Origin of the sequence: Sulfurospirillum sp. SCADC, from assembly GCF_000743525.1 — a bacterium.
Classification (GTDB): Bacteria; Campylobacterota; Campylobacteria; order Campylobacterales; family Sulfurospirillaceae; genus Sulfurospirillum.
Genome location: NZ_JQGK01000005.1, coordinates 133,338 through 150,764 on the forward strand (window position 1 = coordinate 133,338; position 17,427 = coordinate 150,764).

Annotated in this window: 16 protein-coding genes, 1 tRNA gene and 1 pseudogene; 13 read left to right on the forward strand and 5 right to left on the reverse strand. The window is 42.8% G+C overall.

Annotation, left to right across the window (positions count from 1 at the left end; all coding sequences use genetic code 11):
- Positions 1–94: 94 nt before the first annotated feature.
- The 12 genes from JU57_RS04870 to JU57_RS04925 all read left to right on the forward strand — a co-directional run bounded on the left by JU57_RS04870 (position 95) and on the right by JU57_RS04925 (position 12,609).
- Positions 95–2,164 (forward strand): cytochrome c, encoded by a 2,070-nt coding sequence (locus tag JU57_RS04870; RefSeq protein ID WP_037957666.1) that lies wholly within the window; start codon positions 95–97, stop codon positions 2,162–2,164.
- 78 nt (positions 2,165–2,242) lie between these two features.
- A complete protein-coding gene (locus tag JU57_RS04875) occupies positions 2,243–3,031 on the forward strand; it encodes an FKBP-type peptidyl-prolyl cis-trans isomerase (protein WP_294875947.1) in 789 nt (262 codons plus the stop codon).
- 36 nt (positions 3,032–3,067) lie between these two features.
- Positions 3,068–3,739 (forward strand): 4Fe-4S dicluster domain-containing protein, encoded by a 672-nt coding sequence (locus JU57_RS04880; protein WP_037957668.1) that lies wholly within the window; start codon positions 3,068–3,070, stop codon positions 3,737–3,739.
- Position 3,740: 1 nt separating this feature from the next.
- Positions 3,741–4,703, forward strand: coding sequence for an NrfD/PsrC family molybdoenzyme membrane anchor subunit (gene nrfD / locus JU57_RS04885; protein WP_037957670.1), 963 nt, complete (start codon positions 3,741–3,743; stop codon positions 4,701–4,703).
- A 29-nt stretch (positions 4,704–4,732) separates the two neighbouring features.
- Entirely contained in the window at positions 4,733–7,426 is a 2,694-nt protein-coding gene (ccsA, locus tag JU57_RS04890; RefSeq protein WP_037957672.1) for a cytochrome c biogenesis protein CcsA, read from the forward strand.
- Positions 7,427–7,448: 22 nt separating this feature from the next.
- Positions 7,449–8,285 (forward strand): cysteine-rich Sel1 repeat protein, encoded by an 837-nt coding sequence (locus JU57_RS04895; RefSeq protein WP_037957675.1) that lies wholly within the window; start codon positions 7,449–7,451, stop codon positions 8,283–8,285.
- A 46-nt stretch (positions 8,286–8,331) separates the two neighbouring features.
- Positions 8,332–9,192 carry a nitrous oxide reductase accessory protein NosL gene (locus JU57_RS04900; RefSeq protein ID WP_037957678.1) on the forward strand — a complete coding sequence of 287 codons (861 nt, stop codon included), beginning with the start codon at positions 8,332–8,334 and terminating at the stop codon, positions 9,190–9,192.
- Positions 9,189–9,377: a hypothetical protein gene (locus JU57_RS04905; RefSeq protein ID WP_037957680.1), complete on the forward strand. Its 189-nt coding sequence runs from the start codon at positions 9,189–9,191 to the stop codon at positions 9,375–9,377. The genes JU57_RS04900 and JU57_RS04905 overlap by 4 nt, the downstream gene beginning before the upstream one ends.
- Positions 9,367–10,479, forward strand: a complete 1,113-nt coding sequence (locus JU57_RS04910) for an FtsX-like permease family protein (RefSeq protein WP_037957683.1) — start codon at positions 9,367–9,369, stop codon at positions 10,477–10,479. Before JU57_RS04905 ends, JU57_RS04910 begins: the two co-directional genes overlap by 11 nt.
- Positions 10,476–11,153 carry an ABC transporter ATP-binding protein gene (locus JU57_RS04915; protein ID WP_037957685.1) on the forward strand — a complete coding sequence of 226 codons (678 nt, stop codon included), beginning with the start codon at positions 10,476–10,478 and terminating at the stop codon, positions 11,151–11,153. Before JU57_RS04910 ends, JU57_RS04915 begins: the two co-directional genes overlap by 4 nt.
- A complete protein-coding gene (locus tag JU57_RS04920) occupies positions 11,150–12,103 on the forward strand; it encodes a hypothetical protein (RefSeq protein WP_037957687.1) in 954 nt (317 codons plus the stop codon). Before JU57_RS04915 ends, JU57_RS04920 begins: the two co-directional genes overlap by 4 nt.
- The gene (locus JU57_RS04925) at positions 12,100–12,609 is read left to right on the forward strand and encodes a hypothetical protein (RefSeq protein WP_037957689.1); all 510 of its coding nucleotides are present in this window, start codon (positions 12,100–12,102) and stop codon (positions 12,607–12,609) included. The genes JU57_RS04920 and JU57_RS04925 overlap by 4 nt, the downstream gene beginning before the upstream one ends.
- 32 nt (positions 12,610–12,641) lie before the next feature.
- Here the strand turns inward: JU57_RS04925 and JU57_RS04930 are convergent.
- Positions 12,642–13,722 (reverse strand): annotated as a pseudogene (locus JU57_RS04930) (Fic family protein).
- Positions 13,723–13,968: 246 nt separating this feature from the next.
- Between JU57_RS04930 and JU57_RS04935 the strand changes: the two are divergent.
- Positions 13,969–14,619 (forward strand): hypothetical protein, encoded by a 651-nt coding sequence (locus JU57_RS04935; RefSeq protein WP_037957691.1) that lies wholly within the window; start codon positions 13,969–13,971, stop codon positions 14,617–14,619.
- A gap of 215 nt (positions 14,620–14,834) precedes the next feature.
- Here the strand turns inward: JU57_RS04935 and JU57_RS14025 are convergent.
- From JU57_RS14025 to JU57_RS13695, 4 genes are all read right to left on the reverse strand, one after another.
- Positions 14,835–14,933, reverse strand: a tRNA-Sec gene (locus JU57_RS14025).
- 142 nt (positions 14,934–15,075) lie between these two features.
- Complete coding sequence (locus JU57_RS13685) at positions 15,076–15,993, reverse strand: GGDEF domain-containing phosphodiesterase (protein ID WP_051906604.1); 918 nt, start codon at positions 15,991–15,993, stop codon at positions 15,076–15,078.
- A complete protein-coding gene (locus tag JU57_RS13690; RefSeq protein ID WP_051906606.1) occupies positions 15,990–16,832 on the reverse strand; it encodes a GGDEF domain-containing protein in 843 nt (280 codons plus the stop codon). Before JU57_RS13690 ends, JU57_RS13685 begins: the two co-directional genes overlap by 4 nt.
- The gene (locus tag JU57_RS13695; protein ID WP_051906608.1) at positions 16,808–17,296 is read right to left on the reverse strand and encodes a hypothetical protein; all 489 of its coding nucleotides are present in this window, start codon (positions 17,294–17,296) and stop codon (positions 16,808–16,810) included. The genes JU57_RS13690 and JU57_RS13695 overlap by 25 nt, the downstream gene beginning before the upstream one ends.
- Positions 17,297–17,427: the final 131 nt, after the last annotated feature.

Consider the following 17,427-nt stretch of genomic DNA (forward strand, 5'->3'; position numbering starts at 1 on the left):
CATTCGTGCTGGTTGATCTTGAATTCATTGATATTTTTTCATGGTTATGAAAAGGTAAAGGTGATGAGAGATTCAATTTTTCAAAGGAGGAAACATGAAAAATTGGGACAAAGTGTTACTTGGTTTATTCATGTGCATCAATCTCTTTTCCATTGGTCTAAACGCCGAAGGAATGGAGGGGATGCAAATGACTAAGGAAGCAAGAGATGTCATTGCTAATCCTAAAGGGACAAAGGAGAGCAGAGGCGTTATCTCGTTGCAAGACTATATTGTCGAAGAGCAGGTTATGTATGACTGGCTCTTTAAAAACCATCCCATCTTCACCAAATACGGTGGAAAAACGGTGGGCAAAATGGCAGTCGGTGATCGTGGGCATGAGTGGGTAGCGGAGGGTCATGGTAAAGCGATGTCCAAAGCTTCTAAACGCAGTGAGGGTGAGGGCATTAGTTCTATGATGTACCGAGTAGCACGTGGTTCAACGCTTCAATACCCCAATAAATTCATTGGACCCGAAAAATGCGGTGAGTGTCACCCTGCGCAATATGAGACTTGGAGCAGGTCACGACACGCCACCACAATCAGGTTCCCAGGCGAACATCCAGAGTTTAACAACAACTTGACCGATCCTGTGTTTGAGAAAGATACAGCGTCAATTCTGCCTAAAGGAATTACCCCTGATGTCATCTATTGTACCGTAGGTCACGTTAGAACCAAATTAGGTTTCTTCGATGCGTGGTTACTTCGTGGAACCTACCATGTGGATGGTGGTCTGCTTAAAAACGGTACCGGTCAAATTACCGCAGGTGCCAACCAATGGCAAAGAACATGGGCGCTTAACCTCACTCCTGAAGTGGCAAAGAAAATCAAAAAATGGGTTCCTGATTTTCCTGTAACGTTGGAAGAGTATGGCGACAATGGTGGTTATGTCAGAGGTTTAGCATCGTATGCGGCCAAATACAAAAAATCAATGTCTTTCCAAGCATCGACTTCATACTGTGAAGTGTGCCACCCTTGGAAGTTTGATTTTAAAAACCAAAACGAGCTTTTTGCCGCACTCGGTAATGCGAAAGAGCTTCAAAAACATACCATCTCTAAAGGCGTCTCCTGTGAAGAGTGCCATGGCGCAGGTGGTCACTTAGAGGGCGGTTCGGGTCTTCTCATCTCGAATTGTGAACGTTGTCACCAACGATTTGATTACAGTCCTGATTTGGCTAAAAACCCAGCGAATGTCGGTAAGCCAGACCTTGCACTCAGCTCAAAATTCAAATCAATGGGACCTGGATGTGGAACAGAGGGTGCTCAAAGCTACTTTACAGCGCACTATGAAAAAGGGATGCGTTGTTCAACCTGCCATGATCCTCATGATGTCACAGGACCTGTCACGGGCGAAAAAGATATTAAAGGTATGAACTATAACCCGAACCAAGGTTATTTAAGCTCCCTTTATAGCAAACCAAAACTCAAAAAAGAGTGTAAAGATTGTCACAAAGAGCAAGCGTATATCCAATCCAAATCGGATACGCATAGCAAAAACAGTTGTGCAACGTGCCATATGCCGTTCATGATGAGTTGTGAAAACTTCTATGCCATCCAGTTCCAAGATCAAGGTGGTTTTGATACACAACGCAGATCTCATATGTGGAAAATTGATGTCGATCCAAAACGTAAATCTTTGGTTGCAGGCTCTGCCGCAACGGGTCCACGGGATGCGAAAGATTGGCATTTTGAGCGTAATGATGAGGGACGTAACTTTGTAGATTTGATGTGGGCATGTGCACGTACCACATGGGCTGATAAAGATCAAATCGAAGCAAAAGGATGTCACAGTCCTGTACTCTCAGAGCTCAAAGAGACCCTTCACTTTAAAGATCAAAAACAAGCGTACGATGAAGTTATGGGCTGGCAAACACCGGTGAAAGAGAAATTCACACAGGTTAAAGTGGGCATCCAAGGGCTTTACGCCATGTTGGAAGTCAAAAAACTTTCACCATCGGATAAAACCAGAGTCTATGAATTAATCGAAAAAGCGCAAGAGACCGTAGACCTTCTTGAAAAAGATGGTTCATGGGGTATGCACGGATTTAAGTACACCAAACAACGACTTGATGCGGCAGTTGAGTATATCAACGAAGCACAACGCGTGGTGAACAAAAACCTCAAATAGGTGTTGCACACGTCGTGCGACGTTAAAGTGAGCTATGAATTTCATAGCTCACTTCATTTTACATGTAAAGGTATGAAGATGATGCGTAAACAACTCACAACAGGATTATTTGTATTTATTTGTTTGGTTTCTGGGGCGTCTGCTGGTGAGCTAAAAACACAAGTACAAAAAGAGTCATACAGTATTGGTGTATCCACAGGAAGCTATATCTCCAATCAACTTTTTGAGCAGTCTGAAATGGGTGCAAAATCGGATGTCAATGCGGTAATTGATGGCTTTATTGATGCCTTGAAGAAACAGCAAAAGCTCAAAGATGAGGAGATTGTTACGTATCTGAATGACCGTGCCGAGACGCTCAATAAAGTGAGTCAAGAAAAATTCAAACAAGCCTTAGATCAAAACATTGCTGCGGGTAAAAAATACATTGCAGCGAATGCCAAAAATAAAAATGTTAAAACAACCAAGTCAGGGTTGCAATACGAAGTGCTCACCTTGGGTGCTGGAGAAAAGCCTAAAAAAGAGAGCATTGTGATGATGAACTATAAGGCGTATTTGGTCGATGGCACCGTATTTGATGACACGTATGTGCGCAAAGAGCCAGCCCATCTTTCGATGATTAATATTATTGATGGTTTGCAAGAGGGCTTGATGCTGATGCCTGAGGGGTCTAAATACAAGTTGGTCATCCCCAATGAATTAGCGTATGGCAATGCAGATATGCAGGAGATTCCAGCAGGTTCAACGGTGGTTTTTGAAGTAGAGTTGGTCAAAGTGTTAAAGCCAGGGGAACTTGCCAATAGTGCAAAACCACTGAGCGATGAGGAAATAAAGCAAGCCCACGGTGGTATTGAGAAAAAGAGACTGTAGGTTTGGTGTATTCATCTACACGAATGGGAGGGGAAGATGGAAAATGACGGGAAAAGAAGAGCTTTTCTAAAAGTTTTAGGTCTTGGATCTGTGAGCTTGGGCACTGCGGGTTACAGTGTTGTCATGGAAGCAGAAAAAGCAGAGAAAAAACCGCATTATGGGATGATTTTTGATCAAAACAAATGTGTGGGGTGTACCGATTGTGAAGTAGCGTGTCGAAAAGTGAATGCCGTGCCTGAGGGTCAAGTGAGGCTTTATGTTGAAAACAAAACCGATCCAGAAACACCGATGGAGAAGAAGTATGTGCGCGTTTCATGTCAGCAGTGCGAAGAGGCTCCGTGTGTCGCGGTGTGTCCTAGCAAAGCGTGTCATAGGGATGCTAAAACGGGCATCGTGAGCATGAATCCTGATGACTGCATCGCCTGTAAATACTGCATTGTCGCTTGTCCGTACGATGTGCGTTTTATCAACCACAAAACCAAAGCGGCTGAAAACTGTAACTTTTGTCTGAATACAAATTTAGCCAAAGGCAAAGAGCCTGCCTGTGTGGAAGCGTGTAAATACAAAGCGCTCGTATTTGGTGACTTAAACGATGAAGCTTCGTACATCAATCAGATCTTACATGTAAAAGATTCCGTGCGCATGAAACCAACCTTTGGAACGAAGCCAAGTCTGCGCTACATACCAGTTGTCAAGGTGGGGGTGTGATATGAATGGTGCGATTAATTTTACCTACGGATTTTCACATGGCGTTGAGTGGGGCTGGCCGATCGCGGTGTATCTCTTACTTGCGGGCATTTCGGGTGGTGCTTTGATTGTTGCGTTGTTGGTACGTTTTTATAAAAAACAACACGAGGATACGCCCCTTTTAAAGGCGGCTTCATTGGTTTCGTTTGTCACGATTGCATTTGGTATGGTCTTTTTGGTAGGGGATTTGGAAAAGCCACTCTATTTTTGGAAGATTCTCATCAACTACAATTTTACGTCGGTCATGTCGATTGGTGTTATGGCGATTTCGATTTATATTCCACTCACACTGGTGATGTGTCTCTATCTGTTTGAAAAAGAGATTTCGATGGTGTTGGCAAAAAAGAGCCAACTCTTGGACTATTTTGCGCTTGTGATGGGAATTTTACGAAAATTTCGCCCTTTGATTGAGGTGTTAAGCGTTGTATTTGCCGTAGTGATTTGTGCGTATACGGGCTTTTTGATCTCTGTTTTGGTACGTTTTCCGATTTTAAATACCGCGATTTTACCCGCTCTTTTTGTCGTCTCAGGTCTTTCAGCAGGTACGGCATCTGCTAGTATGGTGGCTACGTGGTTCTTTAAAGAAGATGCCCATTCGTCAGATATGAAAACCTTGCATGTCATCGAATGGCCAATTATGGCGGTTGAGATGATGCTGATTGCGATGTTGTTTGTCTCGCTTTTAGTCGGTAACGAGTTTCAACAAACCACCACCGTTGCGTTTCAAAGTGGCGTGTATGCCAACCTCTTTTGGTTTGGTGTGATGGGGGTTGGTTTTGGGCTTCCGTTGGTGCTTAACTTTGCATTGGGCAAACACGTGGCGCATTCGAAGATGGCTTTTTACCTCTCTGGAATGGCGAGTGTGACAGGTGTTTTGTGCCTTCGTATGTTCATTATTTACGCAGGGCAAACGTTTGGCGTGTGAGACATATCATTTGATTTTAAAGGTTTAACATGAAGATTATATCCCTTTTAGGAAAACACTTTTTTTCGTATCCGTTTATCCTCTTCATGTTGTTTGTGTTGGGTTTGGGTGCTGGTGTGGCGACGTTTATCGAGAGTGCGTACGACACGCAGAGTGCGAAAGTCGTGGTCTATGATGCTGCATGGTACGAAGGGGTGATGCTTCTGCTCACCCTCTCTTTGATCGGCATTATCTACAAAAACAAAATGTGGAAAAAGTTTGGTGCGTTTGTGCTTCATGTAGCGTTTGTGGCGATTTTGATCGGTGCGGCATTGACGCGTTATTTTGGGTATGAGGGTGTGATTCATATCCGTGAAGGGTTGAATGAACATGAGATGCTCAGCGTTCAGCCTTACTTTCAAATCCGAACCGAAAAAGAGCTCTTTGAGTACCCTCTAAATCTAGCACAACTAGGCAATAACGCCTTTTCGTACAGCGAAATGATCGATGGAAAAGTTTTACATGTAAACTACAAAAGCTTCCATGCAGGCTCCAAAGGCGAGCTGAGTTCCGTGATGGTGGAAGCAACGTATGATACTAAAATAAAAACAGTGAAAATAGAAGGCGGCGCTGGTTGGATTGAGCCTCCAACCGTGCTGCGTTTTGATGATGTCGAAATAGCCCTCTCATGGGGTTCCAAAGTGGTTGAGTTGCCATTTTCGTTTAAATTGATTGATTTTCAACTGGAGCGTTACCCAGGTTCCAAGAGTCCCTCTTCGTATGCGAGTGAGATCGAAGTTCTTGACAAGGCTGAAAGCAGCACTTTGCCATACCGCATTTTTATGAATCACCCGTTGCACTACAAAGGGTACACGTTCTTTCAATCCTCCTACGATACGGACGAGAAAGGAACGATATTGGAAGTGAACAAGGACCCTGGCAAATGGCCAACCTATTGTGGGTATTTTTTACTCTGTGTCGGATTTATCGGCAACTTTTTTACCAAAGGAAGCAGGTTTTTAAGACTGCGCGCCTTTTTGCAAAAAAGCGCTTTAGCTCTTCTTTTGCCACTGCTTTTAAGTGCAAGCCTGCTTTTAAAAGCAGACACCATCGACTCTCTGGAACTGTTTCGTAAAAACTCGTATGAACATGCCAATGGCACATTTAGCGCTCTGTTGGTGCAAGATTACGCGGGGCGCATCAAGCCCATTAGCACCGAAGCGGTTGAAATTGTCCATAAAATAGCAGGTAAGAGTTCCTTATTTGGTTTGAGTCCTGAGCAGATGATCTTGGGTATGAGCTCCAATGCTGCTCTTTGGCAGGAGCTTCCCATCATCAAACTCTCCAACGCGAGCATTAAAAAAGTGCTGAACTTAGCCCCTGAAACCGAGTATGTCAGTTTCGCCTCGATGTTCGATGACGAAGGGTATTATAAATTGGCAAAACAGGTCAGTGCCGCCAATCAAAAAGCTGGGTCCAAACGCGATACCTTTGATAACGATGTGATTAAATTCGATGAAAAGCTCAACATCGCGTACCTCACGCTCAAAGGGGTCTTTTTTAAATTTATTCCGATTCCCAATGATCCTGCGCACACGTGGATCGCGCCTAATGATGCGTTTAGCCATCCTTTGGTGAGTCGCGATGTCAAAAGCACACTCAATGACTACTTTGTAGCGCTTCAAGAGGGTGTTTCAAACAACCACTGGGAAAACGCTAACAAAGCACTCTCTGAACTTAAAGAGAATCAACGCATGCTAAGCAGTGAGATCATGCCAAGTGAGACACGCATCCGCGCTGAAGTGCTTTACAATCACATGGGATTGTTTCAAAAACTCGTTGGTTTTTACTTCTTGCTGGGCTTTGGTGCATTCGCTCTGGCGGTCTTTTCCATCTTTACATGTAAACGTTATCCACGCCTTGAATCTGGCGTTTTATCGCTTTTTATCGCAGCTTTTATCGTCCATACATTTGGGTTGATTCTTCGGTGGTACATTTCAGGGCATGCGCCTTGGAGTGATTCGTACGAGTCGATGGTGTATATCGGTTGGTCGGCAAGTTTTGCGGGCATTATGGTCTTTCGCAAGTCCATTCTCTCCCTCGCTGCTGCGGCGATTTTAGCGGCGATTGTGATGCTCGTCGCACATATGAGTTTTGTCAATCCTCAGATCACCAATTTGGTGCCTGTGTTAAAATCGTACTGGCTGACCATCCATGTTTCGGTCATTACAGCAAGTTACGGCTTTTTGGGTATGGGCGCTTTGCTTGGCCTTATTACGTTGGTGCTCATGATGTTGAAAAACAAAAAGAATGCAACACTGATGAATGAACAGATCAGGCATCTGGTCGCGATCAATGAGATTAGTTTGATTATCGGGCTTTGTATGCTCACCATCGGTAACTTTTTTGGAGGCATCTGGGCGAATGAGTCGTGGGGACGCTACTGGGGTTGGGACCCTAAAGAGACCTGGTCGTTTGTCTCCATCATCGTCTATGCGCTCATTTTGCATCTTCGGTTTATTCCCAAATTGAACTCAGTGTATCTCTTTTCGATTGCTTCCCTTTTGGGGTACAGCTCGATTATGATGACCTATTTTGGGGTCAATTTTTACCTCACAGGCATGCACTCCTACGCCGCAACGGGGGAGAGTCCTGCTGTTCCTAGCTTTGTCTATTACACATTATTATGTGTATTGGGTCTGTGTGCCTTGGCGTACAAGGGTCGAGATGTTAAAACAATTTAGATTTACATGTAAAGGAAAAACAATGAAAAAAGAACTTCTCATTTTAATAGCGTGTGCCGTCATGGCGCAGGCTGGTTTTATCAAAGAGGGCATGGAAGCCAAAGAGAGTGGTGATCACCAAAAATTGGTTGAAGTGTATGACAAAGCGTGTAACGAAGGCAAAGCCTCTGGCTGCTATAACTTGGGCGTTTTGTACGCAGAGGGCACGGGAAATGTGGCGAAAGATCTTGCGAAATCGGTGAGCTTGTATGAGAAAGCGTGCAGTGCAGATTTTGCCTCAGCCTGCCATAATTTGGGGCTTTTGTATGCAGGAGGCATGGGGGTAAAACAAGATTTTGCCAAAGCAAAAGCGTTTTACGAAAAATCGTGCGCACAGGATGAAGGGTGTACCAATCTAGGGCTTTTGTATGCCAATGGTGCAGGGGTAAGTCAAGACTACGCAAAGGCTGCAGAGTTGTATCAAAAAGCATGCAAAAATGAGGACTTAATGGGCTGTAATAACTTAGGATTTTTGTTGGCACAAGGACGTGGGATGCCACAAGACTATAAAAAAGCGAGCGAATACTACCAAAAAGCGTGCGATGGTGATCTTGCGATGGGGTGTGACAATCTAGCTCTTTTGTATGCCGTGGGTAAAGGCGTTGCACAAGATTACACAAAATCGAGCCAATTCTACGACAAAGCGTGCAAAAGTGGGTTTGAAAAAAGCTGCAACAATCTTGGCATCTTATACGCGGAGGGCAAAGGGGTGAGTGCGGATAACACCAAAGCCAAAGAGCTTTTCAAAAGCAGTTGTGACAAAGGGCTCAAAGAAGGCTGTGAGAACGTTACGCTTTTAGAGACGATTACAAAGCACTAAAAAGCGTGTTAGAAAATAATAAATAGTTTACATGTAAAGGGAAAAAATGCAACGAAGAGAATTTTTAATTTTAGGTCTCGTGTTTACTTCATCGTATGCGTATGCACAAATGTTTCAAACCGTACCCGAAGCGAATGCGACGCTGATACAATCAGGCAAAGACAAATATGCGTGCCCCAACTGTGGGATGCACTTGGTGAAGTTTTACAAAACAAGCCATACGCATGAAAATCATCAGTACTGCTCCATTCACTGCCTTTACGAAGCAACGCAGGGCGTGATTCCCAAAGATGCCAAAGTGGTTGATACGATCACGTTAGAGCTCATTGATGTGAACAAAGCGTTTTATGTCGTGGGAAGTAAGGTGAGAGGGACGATGACGCGCACAAGCAGTTACGCGTTTGGCAACGAAAAAGATGCGTTGATGTTTGTCTCCGACAACGGTGGCAAAGTGATGAATTTTGCAGAAGCGTATGCCGTTGCGGCGGAGGATTTTCCTCAAGATTTTTCCAAATCTAACCCCGTAGCGCCTGTCACAAAAATAGAGGTTCCCAAAGATGCAAAATGCCCCATCTGTGGTATGTTTGTTGCCAAATATCCGCAGTGGGTTGCGCTGTACGATGGCGAGAAGAAGTTCTATTTTGATGGTGTGAAAGACATGATGAAATACGCCTATGCTAGAAAACTAAGCGGCGATAAATTCTATGTCAGTGATTATTATAAGCTGGCAAAATTAGAAGCTACCAAAGCCTTTTACGTCATTGGCTCAAACGTGTATGGACCAATGGGCAGTGAACTTATCCCGTTTGCGAGCCAAGAAGAGGCGCAGAGTTTTGCACGCGACCATAACGGTCAAAAGGTGATCGCTTTTGATGAAATTACCGAAGCGTTGGTCAAAAGTCTATGAAATTTTTAACCATGCTTGCCACCTCATTTTCGATGCTTTATCTGATGTTGGTGGTGCATGCGTTTAGTTTTCCGAGTCAAAAAAAAGCCGAAGAGCTCACCGCACTCTCTTTACATGTAAAAGATGCCAAACCCTCTTTGAGCTTTCCAACGAACGCGTACCAAAGGTTTGTCTATGTTCCGTAAAAATTTTGTCGAGTATGCGATTTTACTGCTTTTTAAAGATCGAAATGACCATCTTTTTAGCTTTCTGATCTTCTCGTTTATCGTCTTTATCTTAAGCGCGGTACTTTTTATCTCCGACTCGTTGCAATACGATTTGATTCGAAGCATCAACGCTCAGCCTTCTATCGTCGTTGAAAACACGAGAGTGGGCAGGGCGTATCCGATGCACGAGGGGCATGTGTACGATGTTTCTCAAATGACAGGTGTCAGCAGTGTTGAAGGTGTGGTCGATGGGTACCATTACTTCGCGCAAAAGCGTCTGTGGTTTCACATCATCGGCGATCCTAGCTTAGCCAAAGATGAGATGCTCATAGGGCAGGGTGTTCAAAAAGCGATGGCAGAGCTGTACTACGAAGAGGAATTTCATTTCCTCACCGAAGAGCGCCTCATCAAAGTCAAAATCAACAAAATCGCTCCCAAAGGGACGAACATTCTCTCCAATGATGCGATCTTTCTCAATCCCAACACGGCGCGCGCCGTACTCGGCATGGAGATGGATGAATACTCCAAGCTTTATGTAAGCGTTCCAAACCCCAATGAAGTGGGCAATGTAGCACTTAAAATCGTCGAGATTTACCCCAGTGCGAAAGCAACGACGCAAGAAGATGCCATCGGTGCGGTGCGCCATCTGTACTACTACAAAGGGGGTATTTTTATGATTTTATATGTGATTGCGTTGGTCTCATTTTTTATCCTGCTTAAAAATCAGATCGGGTTGGTGTACGGCGAAAAGAAAAAAGAGATCGCCATTTTGCGCAGTCTTGGCTTTTGCATCAAAGACATCATCGCGCTTAAATTCATTCAAAACAGCGTGGTTTCCATAAGTGCGTATCTTTTAGGCGTGGCGCTGGCGTATGGGTACGTGTTTGTGCTTAACGCGCCTTACCTTCGCAATATTTTCTTAGGAAGCGAGCTTGAAAACAGCATCTCTCTCACGCCTGTGATTGACATCAATCTTCTCTTTTTGATCTTCCTCTTTGGCGTCATTCCGTTCTTAGCATTTGTCATTTTGCCTGCATGGAAAATCGCGATCAGCGACATGAGCGAGGCGGTAAAATCATGAGTCACATTCTCATTCAAAACCTAAACAAGCTTTATAACCCTAACAAACCCAACGCCTTTTACGCGCTTAAAAATATCAATCTCAGCATCGAAGATGGCGAAGTCGTGATCTTAAAAGGGGTGAGTGGCAGTGGCAAAAGTACGCTGCTTTCGCTCATCGGAGGACTGAGTAAACCCAGTTCGGGCGAGATTTTGGTGAACCATCAAAACATTGCCAAACTGCCTGACATCATGAGTTCCGCTTTTCGTCATCAAGAGATAGGCTTCATCTTTCAGTCGTTCAATCTGTTGGAAGGTTTGAGCGTTTATCAGAACATCGTAGCGCCCTTGGCGTTGACAACACTCAGCAAAGAGGCGATTCATGAAACAGTGAGTCGTGCGATGCACCTTGCTAACATTGAGCATAAAAAAGACCAGAAAGTCGGTAGTTTAAGCGGTGGCGAGAGACAACGTTGTGCCATTGCACGCGCTGTCGTAATGGAGCCTGCTATCATCTTAGCCGATGAACCAACGGCGAATTTGGACAAAGAAAATTCGCTGATCTTTATTGAGATTTTGAAAAAATTTAAGACACTGCATCAAACGGTCGTCATCGCTACCCATGACACGCTGTTTGATGATCTTTCGTGCATTGATCGATGCGTGCACATGCGCGATGGTGAGATTTTGGAATGAGTATCTTTTTATCCAATGAGATCATCGTTTTTTTACTCATTGAGCTGATACTCATCGTCTTGATGGCGATTTCGCAGGTAAACATCCTCACGATTCTGCGCCATTGGGATTTTGATGCGACCACGCCGTTGCAGTATGCGCTGGAGAAAAAGAACTATCTGGTCAATACGATTCTCTATTTTACGCTTACATGTAAAGTGATTTTGTTTCTCTTTTTTATCCAATCGCTGAACTCCTTAGCGGGCATCGTGCCTGGTGCCATGTGCTCCGCAGGCGTTGTGGGGGCGAACCATTATGGCAACGCGCTTCTGCTTTTAAAATTATTGCTCATTTTTGGATTTGGACTCTGGATGATCGTCAATAAACTCGACCTTGCGTGCATTACCTTTCCCTATTTGAAACGCAAATACCTTCTCTTTACCCTGCTGTTTGTCGGTGTTTTGGGTGAATTTCTACTGGAGATCCTCTACTTTTCCAACATTCCGCTCACGGTTCCCGTCTTTTGTTGCAGCGTTGTGTTTCAAGCGCCCAAGCTTCCTTTTGGCTACACCCAAACGCTGTTAGTCCTCTTTTTTTACACGCTTTTGGGAGCGATTGTGCTTTTCAACACGCTCAAACAGACGATGGCAAGCTTTACATGTAATCTCATTTTCTTGTTCATCGCCTACTACGCCATTACCTACTTTTTCGGGCTTTACATCTACGAAATGCCTAACCACAAATGCCCGTACTGCATGCTTCAAAAGGAGTATTATTACATCGGTTACTTCATTTGGGGTTCACTCTTCTTGGGAATATTTTTTGGAATCGTGCCGTTTTTAATCGAGCGCATTACGCAAAAATCGTACGTCTATCTGCTCAAATACTCTTCTCTGTGCCTCATCATCACCGCGCTCATCTGTAGCATTTACGTGGTGCGCTACTACCTGATGACAGGGGTTTTTCTATGATGAAATCCTCCTTTGCCACGGTGCTTCTTTTAGGCGTTTTAGCCCTGCTGATTGTCACCATGGACATCAGCGAAAGTCGTGTGTTGGTACGCCATGGCAATACGCAACAAGAGCCTTTGGAAATCGTTTTAGATCAGTACATCTGCATCGAAAGCCGCGTACCCATCGTCGATCTGTTTAACTCCGCCCAAGCGGTTTTGCCCAACGGCGACACCTACTTTTTCAATGATGTTGGCAATGTCCTTTTGTGGCTAGAGCGTCAAAAAAACAAAGAGAAGATCGTCGTGTGGGTCTACGCGCAAGATACCGAACGCTACGTCTTAGCCAAAGACGCATGGTACTCACGCGTCGAGATCACCCCGATGGGATATGGCTTTGGAGCGTACGAGTTTCGCCTTTACGGCAAATCTGACTACTACTTCAACGAAGTACAGCTTTTCGCCCTGCGAGGTGAAACTCTCTTGCATCCGATGATCAATTCGCTTTTGATGAATAATAAGCTCTAAGTCAAAATCTTTACATGTAAAGATTTTAATGCTCAAATATGGCTGTTTTTAAGCAGTTCAAACAAACGCTTATTGATAAAATAGACTTCTCTTCCCTTTTTTTCACTCACTAAAATGCCTACTTCTTCCAATGCTTTGAGGTAGTTTGTGGCAGTTTTGCGTGTGATGCCCAGCTCTTCGACTAAAAAGTTTATTTTGGTGTAGGGGTGTTTGAAACTCTACTCCAACAACTCTTTGGAGTAGAGTTTTGGCAAAGTTTTTAAAATGACCTCTTTGCTCTCTTGCATCGTTGTATTGATGGCGTTTATGAGCACGATGCTTTTTTGTGCTGTTTGCTCTACGCCCTCAAGCATATACATCACCCACTCTTGCCATGCGCCATCACTACTCACGGCTCTTAAAAGACGGTAATACTCCGACTTGTTTTTGATGATGTAAGAGCTAAGGTATAAAATGGGGATGTCTAAAAGTCCACTGAGCATCAGGAAAAGGATGTTGACGATGCGCCCCGTTCTGCCGTTGCCATCGTAAAAAGGGTGAATCGCTTCAAACTGATAATGCACTATCGCCATTTTGATGAGCGCATCAAGATCATCGAGCTTGGGCGTGTTGATGTACTGCTCCAAATTATCCATCAAGGCATGAATGGTTTGTGGATTTTGCGGTGGCATAAAAACGACTTCACCGCTGTGTTCATTTTTAAGCACCGTTCCGCTTTGAGAACGCATACCTGCATCATTTCCCTCTAACACTTTTTGAATCTCGATGATATGTTTTTTGAGCAATAAACGATGCTCCTCAATTAACGAAAACCCCGTATAAAGTGCTTCACGATAGCGTTGTACCTCTTTGGCTTGTTGGGAGATAGCGGCACTGCTCACACTCGCACGGTACAGTTCATCGTGCGTGGTGATGATATTTTCAATTTCCGAAGAGTCTTTGGCTTCTTGCAAAGAGAGGGCATTGATCAAGATGTGCTGATTGGGGGATGGAGTTTGCCACGCCTTTGAGTTCGGCTAAGGCACGATTGGCGCTGATGACTTTTTTAAGAATTTCTTTTGTCTCTAACTCGATGCTGAGCGGAAGCAGTGAGGGAATGTACTCATCAGCCATGAAACCCCTTTGATATGCGTCATTTTTGTAGCAAATTACCCATGTTGTATAAATATGGGTAATTTTTTCATTATTTTACCCAAGTATTTTAAAAGTGGGTCATTTTTTAAACTCAAAATTGAATCATAGTTAAAGTTATAATGATGGTTAAGAGTTAATAGACTGAAAATAAGCAAAAACGTATTCTGTATTATCCTGCGCCATTTATGTTATATTATGTGATTTATCAATCTAAAAGGAGCCTTTATGTCGTACATTGCATTAAGAAAAGACTTAACTGAGAGCAAAGAAAAATGTGAGTTTTGCCCCAAACATATGACATCCCTCAAAGCGTTTGTGCTTTTAGATACTAAAACAGGTAAAGAAGTATACGCGGGTCCTGTATGTGCAAAGAATCATATAGATCCATCAATACATCTAAATCACTTACCAGATTTCACAAAATTCACGTTAGGCACGGAAGAACATCGTGGCTCAAGAGGTGGGCATGTGGGTAGCGGAGCTAGTACTCCTGAAGAATTACGCAAGAAAAAAGCTCGTGAATATCTTGAACTTCGTGAATATAAAGTCATAGGAACTTTAGTACCATCATACAAACCTCTGAAAGATTACTATGATATTTTAAAAATAAGAGATTTAAATGAAGGTGAAATAAATCATATCATCAACATTGAAGCAAGAGCACCTTATGAATTAAAGCATGAAACATTATTGAAGTGCTATAACTATTTATTTTGGATTGACGTAGCATTGCTAAAAGTAGACTCTACAGGTATTACGTATTTGAAAAACATGAAAACTACTATTCTGAAATACAAAAAGCTTTCTTCTAAACAGCTGGAGGGAACAAATAAGTGGTTAGAACATATAGAAGGAGTACCAACCCTTCAGGCATAGAATGAGTGTAACTTTTTCATCATCGGAATAGATAAAACTTTTCAACTGAAAAAAGAGGTGGTTATATTGGCATGTATGAGAAATAGCTCTAGGTGATTGGTTTCAGTTTTATTCTTTGTTTTGAGTGAAAATCTAGGCTTTTTTAGACTTATTATGGACTATAAATCTTTAGGCATTAGGCATTTAACGTAGTATATTTTTGATGATTTGAAAGTTGGCGAGAGGGTGTAGGAATCGAACCTACCAGCAAACGGTCAACCGCCCACCCAATCGGCTTTGAAGGCCGTGGTGCACACCAGAGTCACATACCCCCCGCAAAAGGAAAATTATTCTAACCAAGATATGCTTTATAGAGAATAAAGTCTCCATCGCATCACACGTGTTAAAGGGGAGAGATGCGCTTACATGTAAAGCATGAAAACCAAAAGCAATCTAAAATATTTAGACAGGCGTCGCTTAGCGCTTTTGAAAAAAAGTGATCAGATCGTCTTTGGGCAATGGCTTGGCAAAGTAATATCCTTGAAATTTATCGCAGCCAAAAGAGGTGAGCAAGGCTATTTGTTCGTTCGTTTCAACGCCTTCTGCGAGCACACTCATATTGAAATTTTTCCCAATCGCAATAATATTTTGAACCATTTTTTGAGCGGTTTTATCTTCGACAATCGTATCGATAAAACTTTTATCAATTTTTAGCTCATCAATAGGCAATTTTCGTAACATATTGAGCGAAGAGTATCCTGTTCCAAAATCATCCATCGAAATTTGAATGCCACATTGTTGTATCTTATGCAACAGTGGAAGAATATAGTCAACATCTTCAATAAAAAGATTTTCGGTAATTTCAATTGTAATCAAATCCTTGTTCATCCCAATATCGTGAATGGCGTTTAAGAACTGTTCCAAAAAGTCCGCTTCCATAAATTGACGTACCGAGATATTAATGGACGTTTGAAACGTTATCCCCAAGGTGGTTTGAATCTCTTGGAGTGTGCGCGAAAGAATGAAATAGCCTATTTTGACCATTTGCCCAGAAGCTTCTGCCACTGGTATAAATTGATCGGGTGGCACAATGCCTAGCGTAGCGCTTTCCCACCTCGCTAAAGCTTCCACCCCATGAATAGATCCCGTATGATCTATCTGAGGTTGGTAGACGACAAACAGCTCGTGATGTTCTATCGCTTTTCGAAGTTCATGCTCGATTTTGACATGTTTGAGATACTCATCTTGCAGGCTGTCTTGAAAAATTTGAGCATGGTTTTGAATCTTTTTAGATTCATACATTGCAATGTCAGCTGCACGCAAAAGGATGTCAAGAGAGTTACCATGATCGGGGTATTTTGAGATGCCTATACTGGCTCCAACAATGAGTGTCAATTGATGGAAGTGATAAGGTTTGGAGATCGGGAAATCGTATCGATCAGCTTATGCGCAAGGGCTAAAAGCGTCTCATCTTTAGTCATATCAGTTACAATAGCAAACTCGTCACCACCATGCCTCAGAATGGTTGCATTTTTGGGTGTGACGGCTTTGATCCTTTTGGAAAGTTCCACTAAAAGATAATCTCCATATTGGTGTCCAAAATTGTCATTGATATTTTTAAAATGATCTAAATCGATATAAAGGATACTAAAAGGAGGCGCTCCTTCAAAGAGCCAATCGCTAATATTTTTTTGAAGGTAACTTCGGTTGAAAAGGTTGGTCAGTTGATCATGCGTCGCTTGAAAGATGAGATCAGCATTGCGTTTTGCATCCGCTTTGGCAATGGTTTTAAAGAGCAAAAAGAAGATAGCATTGATAAAAGCAAAGATAGCAAACTTTTGTAAGAAATCTTGCAGGACAATGTTTAAAGGAATACGCACGCTTATCCAAAGCTTGTAGGTTTTGTCATAGGTGAGAGAGGTCAGGTAACGCTTCCCTTTTAAATCGGTGTTGGTAAATGAGATCAAATATTCATGTTCTCGAAACTCATCCATCGCAATATGATGCGTCTGTGCGATAGCCCATCGAATCGCTTCTCTTGCGTTGGGTTGCATGGGGGTTGAGTAGGCTAATGTATTGTCGATTTCATCATCGGAGAGGTATTGAAAGTAAAAATCTCCATCACGAACAATCGAAATGCTATGGTGATGGGATTGATCTGCATTCATCCCAAAACTTCCAAATGAATCTTTGACTCTCAGTGCTGCTGTTATAATCGTAACGATACGATCCACTGTTGAATGGGTTTAAAGTAAGTACGCCCAAACACCATTTTATGGCTTTTAAGCGTTGCTAAAAAAGAGTCTCTGCTGCTCTCTTGTTCTATCAGATTAGGAAATTTTGTGACATCATAGCCACCACTGACGGATGTCATGGTACCATCAGGCTTCACAAGCGCAATTGCGTCCATAGAAGGGTTATCCAAAAGCGTCGTGTTTAGAGCCATCATGGCATCTGGATTACTTTGATAGTTTTTATCTTCTAAGACATGAGACCCTACGATGTTCAAAATCGTCTCTTGTGTTTTAAATAAAGAACGGGTGGAATCAGCAATCAGCCTGACCTTGTTCTCTTGTGTGATGACATAGTCTTTATAAATCGTTTTCCAGTTTAGGTACGATAACGTAGCAAATAGAATAAGAAAAAAGAGTACAAATACATAAAAAATAAACCAAATATTTTGCTGTATCTTTGCCATGATCTACCCTTATACACAATGCTTTCTCTTTAGAGCATCGTTTTAATATCTAATGTTTTAGCTTCTGAAAATCATACCTTACAAGCGTTATAAACGCGTTACAAAGGAATGAAGAAGATCTATGCAGCGCA